The organism is Massilia sp. (assembly GCF_046293535.1).
GTDB lineage: Bacteria > Pseudomonadota > Gammaproteobacteria > Burkholderiales > Burkholderiaceae_D > Telluria.
In genome coordinates, this window is the sequence record NZ_JBKBOV010000002.1 from 202,838 (window position 1) to 228,086 (window position 25,249).

Sequence of the window (25,249 nt, forward strand, 5' to 3'; positions counted from 1 at the left end):
TCGAGCGCGACGTCGATGATGATATTTTCCTGTCCGCCTACTTGCAGGATGCCGCTTCGGCGTGGCGCCGGAAGCGCGAGTACGCGCCGGCAGAGCCCGGCGCCAGGGTGTGGCAGTCGCCCCGCACCGGGCGCCGGGCAGCGGAGGCACGACGTTCTCGGCGGCGTCGATCAGCAGCTTCCGATCGCAGCCGAAGGCCTCGCGTGACCGGAACAGGAACCAAGACTGAGGAGCTGTCTCGACATAGCGCTAGGCACGCCAATGCAAGAACCTTACCTGACCATACGCTGGACTGAACGAGGAATCACTTGCGGCTCGAGGCGAGCCGCAAGTGCGACCGCTCGTGACGACGGCGCTCCCTGGGAAGATCCCGGGGGGCGCCGTTTTCAATCGGCGGCGGCGCCATGCTCTCCGGTCGGGGCGCCGGCGCCGATTCCGGCTCGCCGAGGCGGAAGGCCGCCACCGTGCGCGACAGCGCCAGCGCCTGCATCTGCAGGGTGCGCGCGGCCGCCGCCGCTTCCTCGACCAGCGCGCAGTTCTGCTGGGTCACCTCGTCCATCCGCACGATCGCCTGGTTGACCTCGGCCAGGCTGCCGGCCTGGCCGGCGCTGGCGCTGCCGATCCGTCCCAGCACGTCTTCCATCTCGCGCGCCGCTCCCAGCGTGTCCTCGACCCCGGCGCCGGCCTGGGCCGCCCATGCGGCGCAGCCCTCGATCTCGGCCACCGAGCGCGCCGCCAGTTCGCGCACCTCGCGGGCGCCGCCCGCTGCGCGCTGGGCCAGCGCCCGCATCTCGTTGGCGGCGCCGGCGACATCATGGCCGCGCGCCGCGCCGAGGGCGGCGTTCAGGGCCAGCGCCCCGGCTTCGCTGGCAAAGGCGTCGATCGCGGCCGCCACTTCGGCCGCCCGCGCCGCGCTCTCCTTGACCCGCCCCAGGGTAGCCGCCATGTGTTCGACGCCCTGCCCGCCCGCGCGCGCGCGGCAGGAAGCCGACTGCGCCAGCCGGTTGGCGGCCAGCGCATGGGTGGCGGTGACGGTGACGGTCTCGGCCAGCTGCTGCATGCTGGCCGCCGTGTCTTCGAGCGAGCGGCCGCGAAATACCGCCCGGCTGTGCATGCTCAGGTTGCCAAGGCTGAGGTCGCGCGAGGCGCTGCCGATGGTGCGCGCCGACTCCAGCACGGTGCGCAGGGTGCCGTTCAGGTTGCGGATGCCGGCGTCGAGCGCGCGCGAGGTTTCGCCGATCTCGTCCTCGCCATAGACCCGCACGCCCACCGTCAGGTCGCCGCTCGCCAGGCCCTGGGCAGCCGCGCCGATGCTGCGGATTTCCAGCAGCAGCGCGCGCCGCACCGCCACCGTGATGGCCAACGACACCCCGACCGCCAGCAGCACCACGAAGGGCATCAGGCCGGCGGTGAGCCGGAAGTCGGCGGCGGCCGCGCTGGAAGCCTCTTCGGACAGCGCTCGCTCGAGCGTGGCCAGCATGCCCATGCGCTGCACCAGGCTGGAGAACGCGGCCTCGGGCTTGATCATGGCATTGGCGCCGATGGTCTGATCGGCGTGGGCCAGTTCGACCACTTCGCGCGCCGCCCGCACGTACAGCCGGTGCGCCCGCGCCGCCTGCTCGACGTGGCGGCGCTCGGCGCCGTCGCCGGTGCGCTGCAGCAGTTCGCCGAAGGCGCGCTCGATCGCGCCATGCTGGCGATGGATGTCGGCGATCAGCGCGTCGATGCGCGCGCGCGAGAAGCTGCTGCCGAGCCAGGTGAGCAGCTTGTAGGTATCCGCGTGCACGCGCTGGGCCTGGCCCACCAGTTCGGCCGCGCTGCGCATCTGCACCGCACGGGGACCGACGATGGACTGGAGCGACTGGTGCTGCTTGACCATCGCATAATAGGCGCCGCTCGAGAGCAGGACCAGCAGCAGCAGGACGATGCCGGGCGCGAGCAGCAGCTTGGGGCCGATCTTCAGTCGCGACAGCATGGCTCAGACCACCGGCGACGATGTGTTGGCATGGGAAGGAGTCGGATGAACCAGCATGATTGCCTCCCTGAGAGTGACGCGAATGTAGTTAGTTTCCTAAACGCATTCAATGAATCTACGCGCTTCAATCTGGTGCCGGTTTGCGCTGGCTCAGATCGCCCGCCATCTCCAGGTGCGAACCAACAGGCATATGTATTGTGAAACAATCACTTACCAATTTGATATAGTTGCTCCTGCCACAGGTTGTATCCTTCCGCTCGACCCGACCATCACGTCACGAAAAGGAACACGCATGAAGGCCACCGGCTTCGCCCTTGTCGCAGTGCTCGTCGCCATGGGCAGCGCGCAGGCGCAATCCATCGACGCGCCCTCTTCCAGCCTCTCGGCCCAGCCGGGCGGACGCTACGGCCCCCTGGCCGAGGGTTTCAAACGCTACCGGAGCGTCTACGGCGGCAACGAAGCCGCCAACCCCAACGACCGCCTGTTCAAGGCCCAGGGCTTTCGCACCGATCCCAGGCTGGTGATCGGCTACGCGTTCAACCAGTACCTTGCGCTGGAGGCCGGCTACTCCCACCTCGACGACCGGGGTTTCCACAAGCCGAACCCCTTCAATGCCAGGGAGATGGCGATCGATGAGGCCGTGGGAGCGGGCGTGCTTGGCGCCCGGAGCTATACCACCCATCTTGCTGCGAAGATCACCGTGCCGGTCAACGAGCGCTTGACCGCCTATGGCAAGCTGGGCGTCGCCCAGAGCGTGGTGAAGAACGATGGTTTCGTGACGCCGAACATGGCCGAAGCCCATGCCGGCGGCAAACCCGCCACGGCCTTCGGGAGCGAGGCCGGCACCGGCGCCTATGGCGCGCTTGGCGCGAAGTACAAGCTGGGCGACAAGGCGACGCTCAAGGGCGAAGTCATCATGAACGGCAGCGCCGACAAGTTCCGCAGCAATTCGAACGCCAGCGGCGTGCGCGGGAGCGTCGGCTTCGGCTTTTGATGGGACGCGGGGCGCCGTGCAGGCGCCCCGGAGTTGACAGGCCTTAGCCCAGCTTGGCCGCGTGCTCGCGGGTGGCGTGGAAGGTCAGCTTGGGCCAGCGTTCCTGGGTCAGGCGCAGGTTGACGCCCGAGGTGGCGAGGAAGGCCATGTTGCCGGCCGCGTCATAGGCGACCTGGTGGCCGAGCTGGTTCTCGAAGTCCGACAGGGCCTTCTTGTCGTCGCTCGACACCCAGCGCGCGCTCGAGATGCTGCTGCCCTCGAACACCGCATCGACGCCGTATTCGTTCAGCAGGCGGCTGGCTACCACCTCGAACTGCAGCACGCCGACCGCGCCCAGGATCAGGTCGGAACCCAGCACCGGCTTGAACACCTGCACCGCGCCCTCTTCGCCCAGCTGCTGCAGGCCCTTGTGGAGCTGCTTGACCTTCAGCGGATTGCGGATGCGCACGGTGCGGAACAGGTCCGGGGCAAAATACGGGATGCCGGTGAAGGTCAAGAGCTCGCCTTCGGAGAAGCTGTCGCCGATCTGCATGTTGCCGTGGTTCGGCAGGCCGATGATGTCGCCGGCGTAGGCTTCTTCGACCTGCTCGCGGCTCGAGGCCATGAAGGTCACCACCGACGACAATTTGACCTCCCTGCCCAGGCGCAGGTGCTTGACCTTCATGCCCTTCTCGAAACGGCCCGAGCACACGCGCAGGAAAGCGATACGGTCGCGGTGCGCCGGGTCCATGTTGGCCTGGATCTTGAAGACGAAGCCGGAGAACTTCGGCTCGGTCGGCTCGACCGCGCGCACGGTGGCGTCGCGTTCGCGCGGGGCCGGGGCCCAGTCGACCAGCGCCGACAGGATCTCGCGCACGCCGAAGTTGTTGATCGCCGATCCGAAGAACACCGGCGTCTGCACCCCCGACAGGAAGCGCTCCAGGTCGAACACGTGCGAAGCGCCGTGCACCAGTTCCACTTCCATCTTGAGCTGCTCGATCTCGAGCGGGAACATCTCGGCCAGCTTCGGGTTGTCGATGCCCTTGACGATCTCGAAGGCGCCATCGGCCTTTTCCTCGCCGGCCTTGAACAGCATGATCTCGTCGCGCAGCAGGTGGTAGACGCCGCGGAAGTTCTTGCCCATGCCGATCGGCCAGGTCACCGGCGCGCACTCGATCTTGAGCACCGATTCCACCTCGTCGAGCAGCTCGAGCGGGTCGCGGGTTTCGCGGTCGAGCTTGTTCATGAAGGTGACGATCGGGGTATCGCGCATGCGGCAGACGTCGAGCAGCTTGATGGTCTGCTCTTCCACGCCCTTGGCCGCGTCGATCACCATCAGGGCCGAGTCGACCGCGGTCAGCACCCGGTAGGTGTCTTCCGAGAAGTCCTGGTGGCCCGGGGTGTCGAGCAGGTTGATCACGTGCTCGCGGAATTCGAACTGCATCACCGAGGACGCGACCGAAATGCCGCGCTGCTTCTCGATGTCCATCCAGTCCGAGGTCGCATGGCGGCCGCTCTTGCGGCCCTTGACGGTGCCGGCCAGCTGGATCGCGCCCGAGAACAGCAGCAGCTTCTCGGTCAGCGTGGTCTTGCCCGCGTCGGGGTGGGAAATGATGCCGAAGGTGCGGCGGCGCGCGACTTCGCGCGCGATCAGGGCGCCCGGCTTGCCTGCCGCGCCGGCGCTCGTATCAAGGGAGATCTCGTCGGCGTTCTCGTTGCCGGGTGCTGCGGTATCGGTGGACATGGTCTCGGGCCGTGGATTGATGCAAAACCGGCGATTTTACCGGGTACGGCGCGGCTTGTGTGGACGGCGCGCATCAGGCCGCCCTCCTTCCCACCTCTTTGTCAGCAATTTGACAGCTTCAATGTTTATACTGGGCAACATTTATAGTTCCGTGAGGAAATAATGATTTCCCCAAGCTTTCGGCACCGGCGCGGCTTCACCCTGGTCGAACTGATGGTGGCGGTCGCCATCGTCGGCATTCTGACCGCGATCGCCCTGCCCTCGTACAACCAGTACGTGGTGCGCAGCAAGCGCGCCGCCGCCCAGTCCTACCTGATGGAGCTGAGCCAGGCCCAGGCCCAGTACATGGCCGACAGCCGCAGCTACGCCGCCACGCCCGGCGAGCTGGGCATCACGCCGCCAGGCGCGGTCACCGCCAAATACCAGGTCACGATCACCCTGGTGGAAGGGCCGCCGCAGGGCTATACGATCACCGCCACGCCCTTGGCGGGCTCGACCCAGGCGGCGGACGGCGCCCTGAGCATCAACCAGGCGGGCGTGCGCACGCCGGCCGGCAAATGGTAAGCCGGGATCGCCAGCGCGGCGTCACGCTGCCCGAGTTGATGACGGCGCTGGCCGTGATGGCGATCCTGGGCGCGGTCGCGGCCCCCGCCTACGGCAACTGGGTGGCCGCCATGCGCGCGCGCAGCACCGGCACCGACCTGCACACCGCCTTGCTCCTGGCGCGCAGCGAGGCGATCAAGCGCAACGCCGAGGTCACGCTGGCTCCTGGCGCCGGCGGCTGGATCGCCGGCTGGAGCATCGCCGCGCCGGGCGCCGCCGGCCGCCCGCTGCACAGCCACCCCGCGCCCAGCGTGGCCCGCATCACGGGGCCCGAGCGCGTCACCTACCTGGCCAACGGCCGTGTCAAGGGCACCAGCCTGCCGAGCTTCGAGATCGCCGGCAAGAGCGGCGCCGAACTGCGCTGCGTCAAGGTCGACCTGTCGGGGCGCCCGAACCAAACCCAGTCCGCCTGCTGATGCCATGAAACGATTGCATTCCCTCCCCCCACGGCTTCGCGCACGCGGCGTGGGCCTGGTCGAAGTCCTGATCACGATGGTCGTGCTCGCTTTTGGCCTGCTGGGCCTGGCGGCCTTCCAGGCCAAGGCCCACGTCGGCACCATCGAGTCCTACCAGCGCGCCCAGGCCGCGGTGCTGCTGCAGGACATGCAGGCGCGCCTGTCTGCCAACGGCGCCCAGGCCGGCGACTACGTCACCGCGGCGCCGCTCGGCACCGGCAGCACGCTGAGCACGGACTGCGCCGCGGCGGCCGGCAAGGACCGCGACCTGTGCGAGTGGAACCTGGCCCTGAAGGGCGCGGCCGAACAGCGCGGCGGCAACAACGCCGGCGCCATGCAGGGCGCGCGCGGCTGCGTCGAACTGGTGCGCGCCGAAAACACGGCCGTCGGGGTCTGCACGCCGGCGGTCTATCTCGTCACCGTGGCATGGCAGGGCATGCACGCGACCAAGGCCCCGGCCCAGGCCTGCGGCAAGGACCTGTACGGCCCGGACACCCACCGCCGCACCGTATCGGCGCGCGTCGCCGTCGGCCTGCCGGGATGCTCTTGAACCCGGCACAGGAGAACAGCATGCGTCCCCTTCCTTCAATAGGCCGCGCGCGCGGCTTTTCGCTGGCCGAACTGATGATCGCCTCGGCCCTGGGCCTGGCGATCCTGGCCGGCCTGTCCACGATGTTCGTGAAGAATACCCGCGCCCAGCAGGAAATCGAGCAGGCGCACCAGCAGGTCGAGAACGGCCGCTACGCGATCGACGTGCTGGGCGTGGACTTGCGCAACGCCGGCTACTACGCCGAATTCGACCCGACCGTGCTGGCCAACCCGGCCGCCCTGCCGGCCCTGTGCGCCGCCAGCCTGGACGAACTCAAGGCCGGCCTGGTGCTGCCGGTCCAGGGGCTGGACGCCGGCGCCACGCTGCCGTCCTGCCTGAGCGACGTGCGCCGCGGCACCGACGTGCTGGTGGTGCGCCGCACCGCCACCTGCATCGCCGGCGTCGGCAACTGCGCCCCGCTGTCGAACGGCGGGCCGTTCTTCCAGGCTTCGCTGTGCAGCAACGCCACCGAACTCGATTCGCCCAACGTCGCCGACTTCTACGCGCTCAGCCTGTCGGAGGTCAACCTGAACCGCCACCAGCGCGACTGCAGCCCGGTCGCCGGCAGCGGCACCCTGGCCGCCAAGCGGCGCTACCTGACCCATATCTATTACGTGGCCAACAACAACCGCGCCGGCGACGGCATCCCCACCCTCAAGCGCCTCGAACTGGGCAGCACCGGCCAGGCCCCGACCTGGAACACCGTGGTGCCGCTGGCCGAAGGGATCGAGAACCTGCAGGTCGAGTATGGCCTCGACCTGGCCAAGGACGGCGTGGCGGACCTCACCACGGCCGACCCATCCGGCGCCAACGGCTGCGCCAGCGCGGCCTGCGCGGTGAGCAACTGGCGCGCCGCGGTCGCGGTCCGCATCCACGTGCTGGCGCGCAATACCAAACCCAGCCCCGGCTACGTCGACCGCAAGCGCTACACGCTCGGCCTGGATGCCGACGGCGAACCCCACACCATCGCTGCCGCCGAAGACGCCTACAAGCGCCACGTGTTCCAGACCCAGGTGGCGCTGCCCAACCCGGCCGGCAGGAGGCTGCCATGAGCAAGCTCGCCAGCCCGCGCCGCCAGCGCGGCGTCACCCTGATCACCGCCCTGGTCCTGCTGGTGCTCCTGACCCTGGTCGCGCTGACCACCTTCAACGTCGGCAAGTCGAACCTGCAAATCGTCAGCAACATGCAGCAGCGTGACGAAGCGGCGGCGGCGGCGCGCGAAACCATCGAGGAAGTGATCAGCAACACCCGGTTCACCGTCACCCCCAAGCACGTGCTGGCCAGCCCCTGCGGCGCCGACAACCAGCGCTGCGTCGACACCAACGGCGACGGCAAGGACGACGTGCGGGTGAAGATCGCGCCGAGCCCGAAATGCGTGAAGGCGCCTGTGATCAAGAACACCGCGCTCGACCTGGCCAAGGCGGAAGACCAGGTGTGCAGCATGGGCAGTTCGCAGAGCTTCGGCGTGGCCGGCGCCGTCGACGGCAATTCGGCCTGCGCCGACAGCATCTGGGAAATCAGCGCCGAGGCCACCGACATGGAGACCGAAGCCCAGGTCACGGTCACCCAGGGCGTGGCCGTGCGCGTGGCGCGCGACGACGTCACCAACAATTGCCCCACCACTTGAGCCGCCGAGAAGGATTCACCATGTTCCGCACCACGCAACTCTTTTCCCGTCCGGCCGCCCTGCGCCTGGGCCTCGGGCTGGCGGGCTGCCTGTCGCTGCTGTCGCTGCTGCCGGCGCCGGCGCAAGCCGACGACATCGACATCTTCACCGGCGCCTCGGCCGGCGCCAGGCTCAATCCGCGCATCCTCATCGTGCTCGACAACACCTCGAACTGGGCGCGCCAGAACCAGAAATGGCCGGGCGGGATCACCCAGGGCCAGTCGGAGGTGAACGCGATCAAGCGCGTCGTGGCCGAGCTCGACGGCTCGGTGAGCCTGGGCCTGATGGAGTACGTCACCGGCGGCAACGCCAACGACGATGGCGGCTTCATCCGCTATGCGGTCCAGCCGATGGACGAAGACAACCGCGGCGCGATCAGCGCCCACTTGACCACGATCTTCAACAACATCAACAGCCCGGACGAGAAGCGCAACTCGAATACCCCGTACGGCAACCTGATGTACGACGTGTACAACTACTTTGCCGGCGCCAATTCCTATTCGCCGGGCGCCACGCTGGCGAGCAAGGCCGACAGGAACGGCTACACCACCGCCTTTTCCCGCTTCAAGTCGCCGCTCACCCTCGACAACCTGTGCGGCAAGAGCTTCGTCATCTTCATCGGCAACCCCAACGCCAGCGGCCCGGCCAAGGACAGCGCCGCCAACACCGCCCTGCTGAACACGCTCAACGGCCAGCCGGTCACCCAGCTCGGCCTGCCGAACTTCAGCACCAAGAGCTTGAGCACCTCGACCACGGTGGGCACGACCAGCGCCTGCTATGGCAGCGCCACCGCGGCCGCCTCCGCCCTGCCGTCCTTCAGCGCCGTCTGCGACGGCTACACCGAAGGCTGCAAGATCGGCAATGCGGTTCCCAGCGATGCCGGCGTGTGCACCACCGGCAACAGCCGCTACAGCGTGGTCGCCACCGACATCGAGATCACCAACACCCCGACCGGCACCTTCAGCACCGACACCGGCCCGCGCAATGCCGACGAGTGGGCGCGCCTGCTGCACGACCGCGGCATTGCCATGCCGAGCGGCAGCATCCGCCCGAACGTGACGACGTATACGATCGACGTCCATAACGCCCAGCCGAACGCCGAGCACACCTCGCTCCTGCTGAGCATGGCGCGCGCCGGCGGCGGCAAGTATTTCCTGGCCAGGAACGAGGATTCCATCGTCGACGCGCTCAGGGAGATCCTGATCGAGATCCAGGCGGTCAACAGCACCTTCGCCTCGACCAGCCTGCCGGTGAATGCCACCAACCGCTCGCAGAACGAAAACCAGGTCTTCATCGGCATGTTCCGCCCCGACAAGAAGGCCAAGCCGCGCTGGTTCGGCAACCTCAAGCGCTACCAACTGATCGACAACAACGGCAACATCGACCTCGGCGACGTCAACGGCAAGGTGGCCGTGAATACCGTCACCGGCTTCGTCACGCCCTGCGCGGCCAGCTACTGGACCACCGATAGCGGGAGCTACTGGGACGGCCTGGGCATCGATCCGGCCCCGCTCGGCACCTGCGATCCCAAGGTGTTCCAGCCGTATTCCGACCTGCCGGACGGTCCCTTCGTGGAAAAAGGCGCGGCCGCGCAGGTACTGCGCCAGGGCAATGGCGCGGCCAACGGCGCGCAAACCCAGGTGGTGAACCGCAAGGTGCTCACCCACACCGCGGCCGGCCTCGCCGCCCTCACCAGCGCCAACAGCGGCATGGCGGCCGACCTGGTCAGGTTCATCCGCGGCGAGGACGTCACCGGCGAGAAAGGCACGGTCAATGCCAGCACCACCCGCCCCTCGATCCACGGCGACGTGATCCATTCGCGTCCGCTGCCGATCAACTACGGCGGCAAGCAGATCGACGGCGAGAATGTCGGCGTGACCGTGTTCTACGGCGCCAACGACGGCACCCTGCGCGCCATGAACGCGGATACCGGCGTCGAGCGCTGGGCCTTCGTGGCGCCGGAATTCTTCCCGCGCCTGTCGCGCCTGATGAGCAACACCCCGCTGGTCGCTTATCCGGACATGCCCGAGATGGACATCGCGCCGACCCGCAAGGACTATTTCTTCGACGGTTCGACCGGCGTCTACCAGAATGCGGACAGCTCGCAGGTGTGGATATTCCCGACCATGCGCCGCGGCGGACGCATGATCTACGCCCTCGACGTCAGCAAGCCGCAGTCGCCGGCGTTCAAGTGGAAGGCCGGTTGCCCGAACCTGAACGACGACACCGGCTGCACTGCCGGCATGGCGGGCATCGGCCAGACCTGGTCGACGCCGAGCGTGGCCTTCGTCAAGGGCTACCGCAACGGCGCCGCGCCGCTGCTGGTGGTGGGCGGCGGCTACGACGGCTGCGAGGACGCCGACAGCCGGGCGCCGGCCTGCAGCAAGGCCAAGGGCGGCGTGATCTACGTCCTCGACGCCGCCAGCGGCGCGCTGCTGCGCAGCTTCCCCACCGCGCGCCCGGTGGCGGCCGACGTCGCGCTGGTCGACATCGACAACGACGCCATGCCCGACTATGCCTACGCGGCCGATACCGGCGGCGGCCTGTACCGGGTGGACTTCGTGGACGCGAGCCGCAGCGCGCTGGCGAGCAGCGCCTGGACCAGCCGCAAGGTGGCCGGGACCAGCGGCGGCGGCCGCAAGTTCCTGTTCGCGCCGGCGGTGCTGGCGGCCCCGGACCACGTCTACGTGGCGATCGGCAGCGGCGACCGCGAGCATCCGCTGGCCAGCCAGTATCCGTTCAAGGAGGTCACCAACCGCTTCTACGTCTACAAGGACAGCCTGGCGGCCGGTGCGGGCACCGAGGCGGTCGACCTCGACGCGCTGGAAAACTACAGCGCGAGCGCGCGCAACACCTGCTCGAACGCGGCGATCCTGCCCGCCAGCAGCCTGAAAGGCTGGTTCATGGACCTGAACGAGAACGGCCAGGGCGAGCAGGTCGTGACCTCGGCGCTGATCGCCGGCGGCATGGTGACCTTCAGCACCAACCGCCCGATCCCGCCGCTCGCCGGCACCTGCTCCACCACCCTCGGCGAAGCGCGCGGCTACTGGGTCAACCTGCTCAACGGCTCCGGCGCGATCGGCGTGAACGGCACCTGCGGCGGCCAGCGTTCCTCGGCCTTCGTGGGCGGCGGCCTGCCCCCGTCCCCGGTGCTGGCCACCGGCGTGCCGGTCACGGTCAACGGCAAGCCGCAGGCGACCACGGTCGTGATCGGTGCGGTACAGCGCAGCGCCGGCGCCAGCGTGGCGATCGCCCCGCAAAAAATCCGCCCGAGCATCAACTCGCGGCGCAAGCGCAGCTACAGCTATACCTCGGGCGCCGACTGAGCTGCCAGACGGCGTTCACGGGGAAAGCGGACCGCGACCCGCAGTCCGCGCCCCCCAGCGCCTTCCGCGAGATCGACACGCGCGCCGTGCGCGGCGGCGATCTCGCGCACGATGGCCAGGCCGAGGCCCGAGCCCTCGCCGTGCTGGTCGAGCCGCACGAAGCGCTGGAACACCTGGGCCCGTTTTTCCGCCGCGATTCCCGGTCCCGAATCCTCGACCGCGAACAGCACGCCCTCCGGCGTGCTGCGGCACTGCACCGTGACCCTGCCCCCGGCGGGCGTGTAGCGCAGCGCATTGTCGACCAGGTTGTCGACCAGGTCGCGCAGCATGTGGCGCTCCCCTTCCAGCCAGCCCGGTTCCAGCTCGAAGCCAAGGTCGATCTCCTTGCGCAGCGCGCGCTCGACGAACGACTGGACCGACTCGGCCACGACGCTCGATAGGTCGAGCGCGGCGAAGCGCGCCTGCGCGAAGCGCTCCGGGCCGGCGCGTTCGAGCGCGAGCAGCTGATTGGCCTGGCGGATCATGCGCTCGTTGGCCTGCAGCAGCAGCTCGACGGTGCGCACGGTCTCGGGATCGTCGCGATGGCGGCCGGCCAGCCATTCCAGCTGCAGGCGCAGCCCGGCCAGCGGGGTGCGCAGCTGGTGCGCGACGTTGGCGCGGAAGTCGTCCTGGGCCCGGGCGCCGGCGGCGATACGTTCCAGCAAGGCATTGAAGGCGCTGACCAGCGGCAGCAGCTCGCGCGGCATGCCGTCGTCTGCCAGCGGCGCCAGGTCGTGGCTGCCGCGCGCGTCGAGCCGGGCGCGCAGGCGCGCCAGCGGCGCCAGGCCGTTACCGACCGAGAACCACACCAGGCCGACCAGCGCGAGGCTGAACACGACTTCGAGCAGCACCAGGGCGCGCACGATCGCCGAGCGGACCTGCTGGCGCTGGCTGAGGGTGCGCGCCACCCCCACCTCGACCGGACCGCCGGTTCCCGGCACCAGCAGGCTGGCGACCCGCACCGGATGCCCGTGCATGCGGTCGTCGCGCACCGCTTCGCCGCCGCTGCGGCGCGGGAAGGCGGGGTCGCCCGCCAGCACCTTGCCGGCGGCATCGCGCACCACGAACCAGCTGGCGTCGGGCGAGCCTGCGCCCAGCACCCGTGCGGCTCCGGGCAGGTCGGCCGGCAGGTCGACCGCCGCGCCGCCGGGGCGCACGCGGGTGGCCAGGCCGGTGGCGGCGTCCAGCAGGCCCTGGTCGAACGCGCGCTGGGCCGGGGTCCAGGCCAGCAGGTAGGTGAGGCTGGCGGCCAGCAGGTTGAAGATCAGGATCGGGGCGACCAGCCACTTCAGCAGGCGCAGGCGGATGCTGCTCATGGGCAGCCTAGTTCCCTGCCTCGAGCAGGTAGCCGAAGCCGCGGATGGTGCGAATGGCCACCCCCGCGCCATCGAGCTTCAGGCGCAGGCGCGAGACGTAGACCTCGACCGCGTTGAGGGTCAGGTCCTCGCCCCAGGGGGCGATGGCGTCGATGATCTGCTGCTTGGACACTACGCGGCCGGCGTGTTGCAGCAGGTATTCGAGCACGCCCCATTCGCGCACCGACAGCTCGAGGGCGCGCTCGCCGACGCGCGCGCGGCGGGTGCCGCTGTCGAGCGTGAGCCGTCCCAGCCCGACCTGGCCGGGCGGCGGGGCGAAGCGGCGCGCCAGGGCGCGGATGCGCGCCACCAGTTCCGGGGTGGCGAAGGGCTTGACCAGGTAATCGTCGGCGCCGGCTTCCAATCCGCGCACCCGGTCCTCGATGGCATCGCGGGCGGTCAGGAGCAGCACCGGGGTGGCGCTGCCGCGCTCGCGCAGGCGGCGCAGCACTTCGAAGCCGTCGATGCCGGGCAGGCCGATGTCGAGCACCACGACCGCGGGCTGGCGGCCCTGCAGCCGGACGTCGGCCGCCAGGCCGTCCTGCAGCAGTTCGACCTGCATGTCCTGGGCCTGCAAGGTGCGCACCAGAGCGTCCGACAGCACGGCATCGTCTTCGACCAGCAGCAAAAGCAGGGGCATCGTCGTGGGGAGGCGAAAGGAAAGCCACATTATGCGCGAAACAGGCACACGAGCGTTTCCCCAGCATAAGAAAAAAGAGATGACAGAGCGGCATCCCTCCAGTAGGACTGGACTTACAAAACATCATGCGGCAAGCCTACACAGGTGCGACTGCCAGTCTTATGTTCGCCAACAGACTATAGCTTTATTGTTCACACATCGCGATGAGGAAACGAAAACAAGCCCTCGGAGAGTCGCAACCCGACGCACGTTAGAGATAAGAGGACAGAAAATGAACAACACTCAACTTGGTGGTACGCAAAAAGCGCAGCACAAGATCCCAGCCACGAGTGAGACTGTGAAAGCCGCGTCCCGCCCCGTTGTCAGCTACAGCGGCACCCAGCAGAACGAACTGCTTGGCGCCCTGCCTCGCCAAGACCTGGAAACCCTGTTCGAGCACCTGGAACTCGTTCCTCTGCCATTCGGCAAGGAGTTGTTCGAGTATGGCAGCAAATTGGAATACGTGTATTTTCCGACGACCGCAATCGTGTCGCTGCTGTATGTGATGGAAGACGGCGCCACCACCGAGATCGCGGTGGTCGGCCACGAAGGCGCGGTCGGCGTGTCGCTGTTCATGGGCGAACGCGCTACCTGCAGCGCCGTGGTCCAGAGCGCCGGCTACGGCTACCGCCTGAAGACCCAGTTCCTGCGTGACGCCTTCGCCAAAGGCGGCGCCCTGCCCCAGCTGTTGATGCGCTACACCAACGCGCTGTTCGCCCAGATGGCCCAGAACGCCGTCGGCGGCCGCCATAGCTCGATCGAACAGAAACTGTGCCGTTGGCTGCTCGACCGCCTGGACCGTTCGGCCAGCAACGAGCTGAAAGTGACCCAGGAACTGATCTCGATCATGCTGGGCGTACGCCGCGAAAGCATCACCGCCGCCGCCGGCAAGCTGCAGGACGAAGGCCTGATCCAGTACCGCCGCGGCAACATCACTGTCCTCGACCGTGCCGGCCTGGAAGAATATGCGGGCGAATGCTACAAGGTCGCCAAGTCGGAATACGACCGCCTGCTCAGCGACGTGGCGCGCTGATCAAGGATCGACCGGCGCCCCATCGGGCGCCGCTCTCGAAGCAGCTTGTACGTTACTCGACGCCGTCCCGATCGACAGGGGCGGCGTTGTCGTTTCCACGCCAGCCGCGAGCGGCGCCGTAAAAGCCGGCGCGCCCTCGCCGCCTGGCGACGCCGCCGGAATCCAGGCGCGCACGCAGGTGCCGATGCCATTCACGCCGGGCGCCACCTCCAGGCTTCCGCCCAGCAGCAAGGCGCGCTCGCGCATGCCCAGCAGGCCGTGCGACTTCGACTTGGCCATGGCATCGGGAGGAATGCCGATGCCGTCATCGGTGATCTCCAGCTCCCAGCCGTCCGGCTCGCGCGTCAGGTTGACGATCACGGTGCGCGCCTTGGCGTACTTGGCGATATTGTTCAGGGCTTCCTGGGTGATGCGGAACAGCGCGATGGCCTGCATCGGGCCGGCCCGGTCGGCTTCGGCATCGATCAGCGCGTCGCAGTCGAGCGCGGTCACGCGCGCGTAGTCGGCGCAATAGCTCTGCAGCGCAGCCGACAGGCCCATGTTGTCGAGCAGGCTGGGGCGCAGGTTCTCGATGATGCGGCGCTTGAGCTGGACGGTGTCGACCAGGGTTTTGCGCGCCCGGCCCAGCATCGCCACCAGTTCCGGATGCGAACCCTTGAGCTGCTCGCTGACGCTGGTCATGTCCATGCCGATGGCCGTCAGGTTGGCGCCCATCTCGTCATGCAACTCGCGCGCCAGGCGCGACTTTTCTTCTTCCGAGACCCGGATCAGGTGGCGCGACAGCACCGACAGTTGCTCGGTGCGCTCGGCCACGACGGCTTCGAGGCTGTCGTTGGTCTGCTGCAGCGCACGCTCGGCTTCCAGGCGCAGGCCGAAGCTGCGCTGCACCAGGTTATAGAACAGCAGCAGCACCAGGATGGCGGCGGCATTGATGCCGACTCCGAGCAGCACCGTGCGGCGCGTCTGTTCGTAGAAGGCAGCGGTACGGCTGGCCAGCAGTTCGTTCTGCTCGCGCGTCATGATCACCACCTGCAGGCGAATCTCGTCCATCTGGCCGCGCTCGTCGGCGGCGGCCGAGATCGCGACAATGTCGACCAGTCCGCCGCGGCGGTAGACTTCGAGGGCCTGGTGCATCAAACCGAGCTTGCGCTGCACCAGGTTACGCAACTGGGCCAGGTTTCTGGTTTGCGAGGGGCTGTCGGCCAGTAGCACGCCCAGGGCGCGCAACTGGTTGTCGATCTGCTGGGGCGCCGCGTGCAGCGGCCCGAGGTTGACTTCCGAGCCGGACAGGAAATAGCCGCGCAGGCCGGTCTCGGCATCGGTGACCAGGAGGTTCAGGTACTGGAGTTCGTCGGTGACGCGGGCGGTCTGGGCCTGCAGGGCGTTGGCGGCGCGCAGGTCGTCGAGGTTTCGGACCAGGAAGACCGCGTTGATGACCAGGATGACGACACAGGCCACGCACAACAGGGTCTTGGAAAGCGGCAGGCCGCGCAGCCGCTTGCCATCGAAGGCAGTGGAAAAGTACATGAGCTTCCTTTCGCGCAACTAACGCCGTCCGGGCCGATTATAGTCGCGTTAGCTCGACAGTGCAGTGCGGACCGTGTGGTAACGACGCTGACGCGGTGCCAGCCTTGTTAATGGATGCGCAGATGCTGGGTGGCTGACACCTCCCAGTGTGCGTCAGGACGCGGCGGTATGCAATACAAATGTTGCACAGGGGCGAATTTTTTGTAAGGTTTGGAAACAATTGTTGGCTGGCAAGGTCGCAGCCGGGAAGAACGGGAAGGCGGGGGACACGCGCCGGCGGGCCGGCGCGTCGGGGAGCAGCTCAGTCGAGCAGGTTGTTCTTCATGGCGTAATAGGTCAGGTCGCTGTTCGACTGCAGGCCCATCTTTTCCATGATGCGGGTCCGGTAGGTGGACACGGTCTTGATCGACAGTGACAGGGCATTGCCGATGTCCGACACGGTCGCCCCCTTGGCCAGGCGCAGGAAGACCTGGAACTCGCGGTCCGACAGTTCGGTGTGCAGGGCCGTGTTGGGGTCGCGGTCGAAACTCTGGGCCAGCAGTTCGCCCACGGTCGAGCTCACGTAACGGCGGCCCTGGTAAACGGTGCGCACCGCGGTCTTGAGCTCGTCGGCTTCGCATTCCTTGTTCAGGTAGCCGTTGGCGCCCATCTTGAACAGGTTCAGCGCGTACTGCTGCGCCGGATAACCGGACAGGATCAGCACCGGCAGGTTGGGCTGGCCCTGGCGAATGGTGCGCAGGATATCGATGCCGCTCTGGTCCGGCATGGCGATGTCGAGCAGGAGGACGTCGCAGATTTCGCGGCGTGCGATATCGAGGGCCTCCCGTCCGGTGGCGCCTTCGGCAACGACTTCGAACTCGCCCGACGACGAGAAAATCTGCTTGAACCCTGCTCGTACTATTTGGTGATCGTCACAAATGGCAACGCGTATCATTGTCTTCCCTTAAATTTTCCCTTTTCAGGAAAGTGCCAGGTCCGTGCAAACGCCCGGCTTGCATGCATATATAAGCATGACCGCAAGTGACATTCTATCACTACGGCGCGGGGCATCAAGGCACACACTTGCTGAGTTATGCGCGGTGCGCATCAACACAGCCGCGCAGCGGGTTATTTGACGAATTTGATGAGCGCACCGCATCAGGAAGCCCGGCAAGCGCAAACGGCGCGGCGCGACCGGGCGCGCCCGACGCCTCAGGCAGCGCTGGCGCTGCGGCCGTGCTTCAGGAGCGCAAGGATGTCCAGCAACTCGGCCCGGACCATCTCGACATCGACGGTGGGCGCGGCCGGCACCATCTCGACTTCGTCGGCTTCGGCCACCGCATGGCCGCGGCCGTCGAGGCGATTGCGCGCCCCGCTGATGGTAAAGCCCTGCTCGTAGAGCAGCTCGCGGATGCGGCGGATCAGCAGCACTTCGTGGTGCTGGTAATAACGGCGGTTACCTCGGCGTTTGACCGGCTTCAGTTGGGTAAATTCCTGTTCCCAGTAGCGCAACACATGCGGTTTGACCCCGCACAAATCGCTCACTTCACCAATCGTGAAATAGCGCTTGGCCGGGATCGGCGGCAGCACCACGGGTTCAGGCTTGTTCGGTCGTTCGCTCATCTATCACTCAAGCAGCTCGGGCCAGCGAGTTACTCGGGGGATTAGTCTCCTCGACCATTCCCTTGAGCTTCTGACTGGCGTGGAAAGTCACGACGCGGCGCGCCGTGATCGGGATCTCTTCCCCGGTTTTCGGATTGCGGCCCGGCCGCTGCGGCTTGTCGCGCAACTGGAAGTTGCCGAAGCCCGACAGCTTGACGGCCTCGCCGCGCTCGAGCGCGTTACGGATTTCGTCGAAGAAGGTCTCGACCATGTCCTTGGCTTCGCGCTTGTTCAGGCCGACCTGCTCGAACAGCAGTTCGGCCAGCTCGGCCTTGGTCAGGGTCGGCAGGTCCTTCTCTGCTTCCTTCCGCATCCGCGCCACTTGCGTCGCGCGATGCAGATCGGCCGCCAGCGCTTCCTGGAACACGGCCGAATCAACGTCGTTGTTATTAATTTTGAAGCCCACCCTTCAAGAAACGATGTTTTGGAACGATGTGAAGCGCTTCGCCGCCGCGTTCCGCTGGAACGCCGCGGCCAGGCACGTCATGCACGCAGCTTTGCGCCGACTTTTTCTTGTGCCGCACGGGCCACGGCCGCCATGATGGCGTCCACCGCGTCGTCCTGCAGCGTCGATTGAGTATCTTGCAAGCCAAAGCGGAAAGCAAGGCTTTTTTCATCCGTCTCCAGGCCCTTGCCGCGGTATTCATCAAACAAAACAACGGCTTGCACGATCTTTCCGCCAGGATTCGAGGCGATCTCGGCGTGGAAGGTATCGAGCACTTCCTGGGCCGAGACGCCCTGCTTCACCACCAGCGCCAGGTCGCGGGTTGCCCCCGGGAACTTGGAAATCTCGCTGTACACGGGCACGTGGCGTTGGCGCAGCGCCTCCGCATCGACTTCGAACACGACCGGCGCCTGCGGCAGGTCGTACTTCTGCAGCCAACGCGGGTGCAGCTCGCCGATGAAGCCGATTTGCTTGCCATCCAGTTCGACGATGGCGCTGCGGCCCGGATGCAGGGCCGGATGCTCGCCTTTCACGAAGCGCGGCACGCGTGGTGCGAGCAGCGCTTCCAGGTCGGCCTTGACGTCGAAGAAGTCCACCGCGCGGGTCTTCTCGCCCCACTGCTCGTCATTGACCGGGCCATAGGCCATGGCGGCGACACGCTTGGGCTGGTCGAAACCGGCAACCGACAGCGGGCCGTCCTGGGCTTGCGGGTTACGCTTGAACACGGCGCCGACTTCGAACACGCGCACGCGCCCGGCCTTGCGGTTGACGTTGTAGCGCACGTTGGCCAGCAGGCTGCCCACCAGGTTCGAGCGCATCACGCTCATCTGGCTGGCGATCGGGTTCTGCAGGCGGATCGGATCCGCGTTGGCGGCGAAGTCCTGTTCCCACTGGGCTTCCACGAAGCTCATGTTCACGGTTTCCTGGTAACCCAGGTCGGCCAGTTGGTGACGGATCGCGAACAGCGAGCGGGTGTTTTCCGGCTCGATCAGCATCGCGGTCGGCGCCACCGGCGGACGGGTCGGGATGTTCTCGAAGCCGTACACGCGCGCCACTTCCTCGATCAGGTCTTCCTCGATCTCGATGTCGAAGCGGTAGGACGGCGAGCTCACCTGGAACACACCTTTTTCAAACGTGAACGGCAGCTGCAAGCGGGTGAAGATGTCGGCCACCACCTCGTCGGTGAGCGGCACGCCGATGACTTTCGCGGCGCGGGCGGTGCGCATGGCCACCGCCCTGGGCTGCGGCAGGTTGACGGCCTGGTCGTCGACCGGGCCGACTTTGGTGTCAAGGGTGCCGCAGATCTCGACGATCAGCGCGGTGATGCGCTCGAGGTGCTCGACGGTCGTCGCGTAGTCGACGCCGCGCTCGAAGCGGTGCGCCGCGTCGGTCGAGAAGTTGTACTTGCGCGCGCGCCCCTGGATGGCGTTCGGCCACCAGAAGGCGGCTTCCAGGTAGATGTCGACCGTATCCAGGGTGACGGCGGTGGAGTCGCCGCCCATGATGCCGGCCAGCGATTCGATTTGCCTGTCGTCGGCGATCACGCCGACCCACTCGTCGACCTCGACGGTGTTGCCGTTCAGGAGCTTGAGTTGCTCGCCCTTCCTGCCCCAGCGGATATCCAGGCCGCCGTGGATCTTGGACAGGTCGAACACGTGCGAAGGACGGCCGACTTCCAGCATCACGTAGTTCGAGATGTCGACCAGCGCCGACACGGATCGCTGGCCGCTGCGCTCGAGGCGCTGCTTCATCCAGTCCGGGGTCGCCGCGCGGGCGTTCAGGCCGCGGATGACGCGGCCCGAGAAACGGCCGCACAGGTCCGGCGCCGAGATCCTGACCGGCAGGGTTTCGTCGCTGTTGACGCTTACCTGCTTCGTCGTCGGCACGTGCAGCGGGGCGCCGGTCAGGGCCGCCACTTCGCGCGCCACGCCCAGCACCGACAGGCAGTCGGCCTTGTTCGGGGTCAGCTTGATGGTGAACTTCAGATCGTCCAGGCCGAGGTAGTCGCGGATGTCGGCGCCAACCGGGGCGTCCGCCGGCAGCTCCATCAGGCCGCTGCCCTCTTCGGAGATTTTCAGTTCCTTGGCCGAGCACATCATGCCCTGCGACTCGACGCCGCGCAGCTTGCCGACCTTGATCGCGAAGGGCTTGCCATCGAGCCCCGGCGGCAGCACGGCGCCGGCCTTGGCGCAGATCGCCTTCATGCCGGCGCGCACGTTCGGCGCGCCGCAGACGATATTCAGGAGCGTGCCGGTGCCGACGTCGACCTGGCAGACGTTCAGGCGGTCGGCGTCCGGGTGCTTGGCGACTTCCTTGACCTCGGCCACCACCACGTTGGTGAAGGGCGGCGCGACCGCTTCCACTTCCTCGACTTCGAGGCCGGACATGGTCAAGAGGTGGGACAGCTCGCTGGAGGTCATCTGCGGATCGACCATGGAACGGAGCCAGTTTTCGGAGAATTGCATATTCTTTCTACCTCGTCAGCGCGTGACTTGTATTTATGACTGAGCGTACTGAATCAGCACCCGGATTAATTAAACTGCTTCAGGAATCGCAGATCGCCCTCGTAGAACAGGCGCAGGTCGTTGATCCCGTAACGCAGCATGGTCAGGCGCTCGAGGCCGGAGCCGAACGCGAAACCGATGAACCGTTCCGGATCCAGTCCGAAGTTGCGCACCACCGTCGGGTGCACCTGCCCTGCTCCCGACACTTCCAGCCAGCGGCCCTTGAGCGGACCGGAACCGAAGGCGATGTCGATCTCGGCCGACGGTTCGGTGAACGGGAAGTAGGACGGACGGAAGCGCACCTGCAGATCGTCGGTCTCGAAGAAGGCCCTAACGAAATTCAGGTACACACCCTTCAGGTCGGCAAAGGAGATGTCTTCGCCGATCCACAGGCCTTCGACCTGGTGGAACATCGGCGAGTGGGTGGCGTCGCTGTCGACGCGGTAGGTGCGGCCCGGCGCGATCACCTTGATCGGCGGGGTATGGGTGCGCGCGTAGCGCACCTGCATCGGGCTGGTGTGGGTGCGCAGCAGCAGCGGTTTGCCGGTGCTGTCATTGCCTTCGATGTAGAAGGTGTCCTGCATCGAACGGGCCGGGTGGTTTTCCGGGCTGTTCAGTGCGGTGAAGTTGGTCCAGTCGGTTTCGATCTCGGGGCCGTCGGCCACGTCGAAGCCGATCGAGCGGAAGATCTGCTCGACGCGTTCCCAGGTGCGCATCACCGGATGGATGCCGCCCTTGGCGCGGCCGCGGCCCGGCAGGGTCACGTCGATGGCCTCGAGATTGAGGCGCGCTTCCAGCTGGGCGTTGGCGAGGGCGTCGCGGCGGGCGGTCAAGGCCTGTTCGATTTTTTCTTTGGCGGCATTGATCAGGGCGCCCTGCGCCTTGCGCTGTTCAGGGTCGAGCTTGCCCAGGCCCTTCATCAGGTCGGTAATCTGCCCGGTCTTGCCCAGGTACTTGGCTTTTGCATTTTCGAGCGCGGCGGCGTCCGCGGCGGCGGTGAAGTCAGCCTGGGCCGAGGAGACGAGATCTTCCAGCGATTGCATGCTTGTTCTTTTCCTGTTTGGGTGGTGGCAGGAGCCACAATCAAAAACGGGGCACAAGGTTATCACCGTGTGCCCCGCTCTTTTTGCCCCGAGCTCAGTAAAGAGCCCAGAGCTGGTCTTGCTAGCTGACTGACTGGATTAGGCAGCCAGCTTGGCCTTGGCGGCGGTGACAATCGCGGCGAATGCCGGCTTGTCGTGCACTGCCATGTCGGCCAGGACTTTACGGTCCAGTTCAATCCCGGACTTCTTCAGGCCGTTCATGAAGGCGCTGTAGGTCATGCCGTGCGAACGCGATGCCGCGTTGATACGGGTGATCCACAGGGCGCGGAAGACGCGCTTCTTGTTACGACGGTCGCGGTAGGCGTACTGGCCAGCGCGCATGACTGCTTGCTTGGCAATACGGAATACCTTGCTGCGGCGGCCGCGGTAACCTTTGGCAAGTTCAAGGACTTTCTTGTGACGGGCACGTGCAGTAACCCCACGTTTTACTCGAGGCATGGTAGCTCCCTTTGTATATGATTAGTGAGATTAAGCGGAAGGCATCATGCGCAGGACGCTGGTGACGTCGGACGCATTGATGTTACGGGTGCCGCGCAGTTGACGCTTGTTTTTGGTGGTCTTCTTGGTCAGGATGTGACGCTTGAACGCCATACCCGACTTGACGGTACCACCCGGACGCACGCGAAAACGCTTCTTCGCGGAGCTTTTGGTTTTCATTTTTGGCATAGTATTCTGCCCTGTTACGGACAGCCTCTATACGACAGGATTGCAGGTGGCGGCAACGCCGCTCTTGGATGCCTGCTTTCACTTGTCTTGCAGCCGACGCCACTGCCTGCCGACTACAACCTGCTTGTTAAAAACAGGAACCGCAGATGATAGCACAGGTTTGCGGGGAATGGTTGCGGCGGGGATGGGCTTTTCATGGCAGGCCGGGATCCGATTCCCGTGCGTAGCGAGAACGCGGACCGTGCACGCTTGCAGAGCAAATGGGATTCCGGCCTGCGCCGGAACGACGTGCCGTACAGGCCAACGCGAACCGCACAAACGAAGACAGGCCGGGCCTGGCGCAGCTCACGCTGGCACCCGGACCGGCCCATCATCTGACGACGCGCGAAGCCCCTTGCGGGATTACTTCTTCTTCTTCGGCGCAACGATCATGATCATCTGGCGCCCCTCGAGCTTCGGGAACTGCTCGACCTGGCCGACCTCTTCCAGGTCGCCACGCAGGCGCTCGAGCATGCGCATGCCGATGTCCTGGTGCGCCATTTCGCGGCCGCGGAAGCGCAGCGTGATCTTGGTCTTGTCGCCGTCTTCCAGGAACTTGATGAGGTTGCGCAGCTTGATGCTGTAGTCGCCTTCATCGGTGCCCGGACGGAACTTGACTTCCTTGACCTGGATGATCTTCTGCTTCAGCTTGGCTTCGTGCGCCTTCTTCTGCTCGGAGTACTTGAACTTGCCGTAGTCCATCAGGCGGCAGACCGGCGGGACCGCGTTCGGCGCGATCTCGACCAGGTCGACGTTCTTTTCCTCGGCCATGCGGAACGCTTCCGCCAGGCTCACGATGCCCAGCGGTTCGTTGTCCACACCGTTCAGGCGCATTTCGGGATGGGTGATCTCGCCGTTGATGCGATGCTGTTTGTCAGTAGCTATGTCGTTTCCTTTGAAAGTATTGATTGAGGGCCGGGATTATTTCGCCTTGGCGGCAACTTCGCCAACCAGGCGCTCCACGAGCGCGTCGACCGGCATCACGCCGAGATCGACATTGCCGCGGGCACGCACGGCCACCGTATTTGCTTCACGTTCTTTATCGCCAACAACCAGAATGTACGGCAGTTTTTGGACAGAATGCTCGCGAATTTTATAAGTAATCTTCTCGTTCCGCAAATCAGCGTGAACGCGGATGCCCGCCGCGCGCAGCTTGGCTTCGACCTGCTTCACATAATCTGCTTGCGCATCCGAAATATTCAGGACGGCGACCTGCACTGGCGCCAGCCACAGCGGCAACGCGCCGGCGTAGTTCTCGATCAGGATGCCGATGAAGCGCTCCATCGAGCCGACGATCGCACGGTGCAGCATGACCGGCACCTTGCGGGCGTTGTCTTCCGCCACATATTCGGCGCCGAGACGCCCCGGCATCGAGAAGTCGACCTGCATGGTGCCGACCTGCCATGGACGGCCCAGGCTGTCCTTCAGGTGGTACTCGATCTTCGGGCCGTAGAAGGCGCCCTCGCCCGGCAGTTCGGTCCAGTCCACGCCGCAGCCGCGCAGGGCCGAACGCAGGGCTTCTTCGGCCTGGTCCCACACCTCGTCCGAACCGATGCGGTTTTCCGGACGCAGCGCGATCTTGACGTCGATATTGTCGAAACCGAAGTCCTCGTAGACCTTCATCGCCTGGGCGTGGAAGGCCACGACCTCGGGAGCAATTTGTTCTTCGGTGCAGAACACGTGGCCGTCGTCCTGGGTAAAGCCGCGCACGCGCATCAGGCCGTGCAGCGCGCCCGAGGACTCGTTGCGGTGGCACTGGCCGAATTCGCCGTAGCGCAGCGGCAGGTCGCGGTAGGAACGCAGTCCGGCGTTATAGATCTGCACGTGGCCCGGGCAGTTCATCGGCTTGAGGGCGTAGGTGCGGTGCTCCGACTCGGTCGTGAACATGTTTTCACGATAGTTGTCCCAATGGCCGGTCTTCTGCCACAGGGTGACGTCGATGATCTGCGGCGCCTTGACTTCGCTGTAGCCGGTGGTTTGATAGGTCTTGCGCATGTACTGCTCGACCTGCTGCCAGATGGTCCAGCCCTTCGGGTGCCAGAAGATCAGGCCCGGCGCCTCGTCCTGGAAGTGGAAGAAGTCCAGTTGCTTGCCGAGCTTGCGGTGGTCGCGCTTCTCCGCCTCTTCCAGCATGTGCAGGTACTGCTCCTGGTCTTCCTTTTTCGCCCAGGCGGTGCCGTACACGCGCTGCAGCATCTCGTTCTTGGAGTCGCCGCGCCAGTAGGCGCCGGCCAGCTTCATCAGCTTGAAGACCTTCAGCTTGCCGGTCGAGGGCACGTGCGGGCCGCGGCACAGGTCGGTGAAGCCGCCCTGCTCGTACAGCGACACGTCTTCGTTCGCCGGGATCGAGGCGATGATCTCGGCCTTGTAGTCTTCGCCGATCGATTTGAAGTAGGCGACGGCTTCGTCGCGCGGCAGCACCTTGCGGGTGACCTGCTGGTCCTTCTTGGCCAGTTCCGCCATCTTCTTCTCGATCGCCGCCAGGTCGTCCGGGGTGAACGGGCGCTTGTACGAGAAGTCGTAGTAGAAACCGTTCTCGATGACCGGGCCGATGGTGACTTGCGCTTCCGGGAACAGTTCCTTGACGGCGTGCGCCAGCAGGTGGGCGGTCGAGTGGCGGATGACCTCCAGTCCGTCGGGATCGCGGTCGGTGACGATCGCCAGGTCGGCGTCGTCTTCGATCAGGAACGAGGTGTCGACGACCTTGCCGTTGACCTTGCCGGCGAGCGCGGCCTTGGCCAGGCTCGGGGCGATGTTCTGGGCCACCTGGGCGACCGTCACCGGCCCTTCGAATTGACGGCTTGAGCCGTCCGGAAGTCGAACGTTGAGCATTGCTGTTCTCCATGTGGCGCGGCGCGCCGTGAAATATTGAAAATCTTGAAAGCTA

General features: G+C 66.1%; 22 protein-coding genes. 8 read left to right on the forward strand and 14 right to left on the reverse strand.

Annotated features, from left to right (window positions below; genetic code table 11):
• Positions 1 to 304: 304 nt before the first annotated feature.
• Positions 305 to 1,975 (reverse strand): methyl-accepting chemotaxis protein, encoded by a 1,671-nt coding sequence (locus ACK4S9_RS02270; protein WP_409720877.1) that lies wholly within the window; start codon positions 1,973 to 1,975, stop codon positions 305 to 307.
• A gap of 292 nt (positions 1,976 to 2,267) precedes the next feature.
• Between ACK4S9_RS02270 and ACK4S9_RS02275 the strand changes: the two genes are divergently transcribed.
• Entirely contained in the window at positions 2,268 to 2,969 is a 702-nt protein-coding gene (locus ACK4S9_RS02275; protein WP_409720879.1) for an outer membrane beta-barrel protein, read from the forward strand.
• Positions 2,970 to 3,012: 43 nt separating this feature from the next.
• Here the strand turns inward: ACK4S9_RS02275 and ACK4S9_RS02280 are convergent, their stop codons facing one another.
• A complete protein-coding gene (locus ACK4S9_RS02280) occupies positions 3,013 to 4,692 on the reverse strand; it encodes a peptide chain release factor 3 (protein ID WP_409720881.1) in 1,680 nt (559 codons plus the stop codon).
• Between the two features lie 162 nt (positions 4,693 to 4,854).
• Between ACK4S9_RS02280 and ACK4S9_RS02285 the strand changes: the two genes are divergently transcribed.
• The 6 genes from ACK4S9_RS02285 to ACK4S9_RS02310 are packed head-to-tail and all read left to right on the forward strand — an operon-like array spanning position 4,855 to position 11,331.
• Positions 4,855 to 5,256 carry a type IV pilin protein gene (locus tag ACK4S9_RS02285; RefSeq protein ID WP_409720883.1) on the forward strand — a complete coding sequence of 134 codons (402 nt, stop codon included), beginning with the start codon at positions 4,855 to 4,857 and terminating at the stop codon, positions 5,254 to 5,256.
• Complete coding sequence (locus ACK4S9_RS02290) at positions 5,250 to 5,711, forward strand: GspH/FimT family pseudopilin (RefSeq protein ID WP_409720885.1); 462 nt, start codon at positions 5,250 to 5,252, stop codon at positions 5,709 to 5,711. Before ACK4S9_RS02285 ends, ACK4S9_RS02290 begins: the two co-directional genes overlap by 7 nt.
• A 4-nt stretch (positions 5,712 to 5,715) precedes the next feature.
• Positions 5,716 to 6,300: a type IV pilus modification protein PilV gene (locus tag ACK4S9_RS02295; RefSeq protein ID WP_409720887.1), complete on the forward strand. Its 585-nt coding sequence runs from the start codon at positions 5,716 to 5,718 to the stop codon at positions 6,298 to 6,300.
• 20 nt (positions 6,301 to 6,320) lie between these two features.
• On the forward strand, positions 6,321 to 7,391 hold the full coding sequence (locus tag ACK4S9_RS02300; RefSeq protein WP_409720889.1) for a PilW family protein: 1,071 nt from the start codon (positions 6,321 to 6,323) through the stop codon (positions 7,389 to 7,391).
• Positions 7,388 to 7,966: a hypothetical protein gene (locus ACK4S9_RS02305; RefSeq protein ID WP_409720891.1), complete on the forward strand. Its 579-nt coding sequence runs from the start codon at positions 7,388 to 7,390 to the stop codon at positions 7,964 to 7,966. The genes ACK4S9_RS02300 and ACK4S9_RS02305 overlap by 4 nt, the downstream gene beginning before the upstream one ends.
• A gap of 20 nt (positions 7,967 to 7,986) precedes the next feature.
• The gene (locus ACK4S9_RS02310) at positions 7,987 to 11,331 is read left to right on the forward strand and encodes a pilus assembly protein (RefSeq protein WP_409720893.1); all 3,345 of its coding nucleotides are present in this window, start codon (positions 7,987 to 7,989) and stop codon (positions 11,329 to 11,331) included.
• Here the strand turns inward: ACK4S9_RS02310 and ACK4S9_RS02315 are convergent.
• Together ACK4S9_RS02315 and ACK4S9_RS02320 are read right to left on the reverse strand one after the other, a co-directional pair.
• On the reverse strand, positions 11,310 to 12,686 hold the full coding sequence (locus ACK4S9_RS02315) for a sensor histidine kinase (protein ID WP_409720895.1): 1,377 nt from the start codon (positions 12,684 to 12,686) through the stop codon (positions 11,310 to 11,312). The two genes, ACK4S9_RS02310 and ACK4S9_RS02315, sit on opposite strands and share 22 nt — an antisense overlap.
• A gap of 7 nt (positions 12,687 to 12,693) precedes the next feature.
• Positions 12,694 to 13,365: a response regulator transcription factor gene (locus ACK4S9_RS02320; protein ID WP_409720897.1), complete on the reverse strand. Its 672-nt coding sequence runs from the start codon at positions 13,363 to 13,365 to the stop codon at positions 12,694 to 12,696.
• A gap of 271 nt (positions 13,366 to 13,636) precedes the next feature.
• Here ACK4S9_RS02320 and ACK4S9_RS02325 point away from each other — a divergent pair, with 271 nt between their 5' ends.
• Positions 13,637 to 14,437: a Crp/Fnr family transcriptional regulator gene (locus tag ACK4S9_RS02325; protein ID WP_409720899.1), complete on the forward strand. Its 801-nt coding sequence runs from the start codon at positions 13,637 to 13,639 to the stop codon at positions 14,435 to 14,437.
• On the opposite strand, the gene ACK4S9_RS02330 is transcribed toward ACK4S9_RS02325, so the two are convergent.
• From ACK4S9_RS02330 to thrS, 10 genes are all read right to left on the reverse strand, one after another.
• Positions 14,438 to 15,964 carry a CHASE3 domain-containing protein gene (locus tag ACK4S9_RS02330; RefSeq protein WP_409720901.1) on the reverse strand — a complete coding sequence of 509 codons (1,527 nt, stop codon included), beginning with the start codon at positions 15,962 to 15,964 and terminating at the stop codon, positions 14,438 to 14,440.
• 301 nt (positions 15,965 to 16,265) lie between these two features.
• Complete coding sequence (locus tag ACK4S9_RS02335; protein WP_027865355.1) at positions 16,266 to 16,898, reverse strand: response regulator transcription factor; 633 nt, start codon at positions 16,896 to 16,898, stop codon at positions 16,266 to 16,268.
• Positions 16,899 to 17,155: 257 nt separating this feature from the next.
• Positions 17,156 to 17,566 carry a MerR family transcriptional regulator gene (locus tag ACK4S9_RS02340; RefSeq protein WP_409720904.1) on the reverse strand — a complete coding sequence of 137 codons (411 nt, stop codon included), beginning with the start codon at positions 17,564 to 17,566 and terminating at the stop codon, positions 17,156 to 17,158.
• A gap of 7 nt (positions 17,567 to 17,573) precedes the next feature.
• Positions 17,574 to 17,918 (reverse strand): integration host factor subunit alpha, encoded by a 345-nt coding sequence (locus tag ACK4S9_RS02345; protein ID WP_281908493.1) that lies wholly within the window; start codon positions 17,916 to 17,918, stop codon positions 17,574 to 17,576.
• 170 nt (positions 17,919 to 18,088) lie between these two features.
• The gene (gene pheT / locus ACK4S9_RS02350) at positions 18,089 to 20,515 is read right to left on the reverse strand and encodes a phenylalanine--tRNA ligase subunit beta (RefSeq protein ID WP_409720906.1); all 2,427 of its coding nucleotides are present in this window, start codon (positions 20,513 to 20,515) and stop codon (positions 18,089 to 18,091) included.
• Between the two features lie 65 nt (positions 20,516 to 20,580).
• Positions 20,581 to 21,597 (reverse strand): phenylalanine--tRNA ligase subunit alpha, encoded by a 1,017-nt coding sequence (gene pheS, locus ACK4S9_RS02355; RefSeq protein WP_409720908.1) that lies wholly within the window; start codon positions 21,595 to 21,597, stop codon positions 20,581 to 20,583.
• A gap of 138 nt (positions 21,598 to 21,735) precedes the next feature.
• A complete protein-coding gene (rplT, locus tag ACK4S9_RS02360) occupies positions 21,736 to 22,095 on the reverse strand; it encodes a 50S ribosomal protein L20 (RefSeq protein ID WP_027865360.1) in 360 nt (119 codons plus the stop codon).
• Positions 22,096 to 22,125: 30 nt separating this feature from the next.
• Complete coding sequence (gene rpmI, locus ACK4S9_RS02365; protein ID WP_057262756.1) at positions 22,126 to 22,323, reverse strand: 50S ribosomal protein L35; 198 nt, start codon at positions 22,321 to 22,323, stop codon at positions 22,126 to 22,128.
• Positions 22,324 to 22,725: 402 nt separating this feature from the next.
• A complete protein-coding gene (gene infC, locus ACK4S9_RS02370) occupies positions 22,726 to 23,271 on the reverse strand; it encodes a translation initiation factor IF-3 (RefSeq protein WP_409720968.1) in 546 nt (181 codons plus the stop codon).
• A 12-nt stretch (positions 23,272 to 23,283) separates the two neighbouring features.
• On the reverse strand, positions 23,284 to 25,194 hold the full coding sequence (gene thrS / locus ACK4S9_RS02375) for a threonine--tRNA ligase (protein WP_409720912.1): 1,911 nt from the start codon (positions 25,192 to 25,194) through the stop codon (positions 23,284 to 23,286).
• Positions 25,195 to 25,249: the final 55 nt, after the last annotated feature.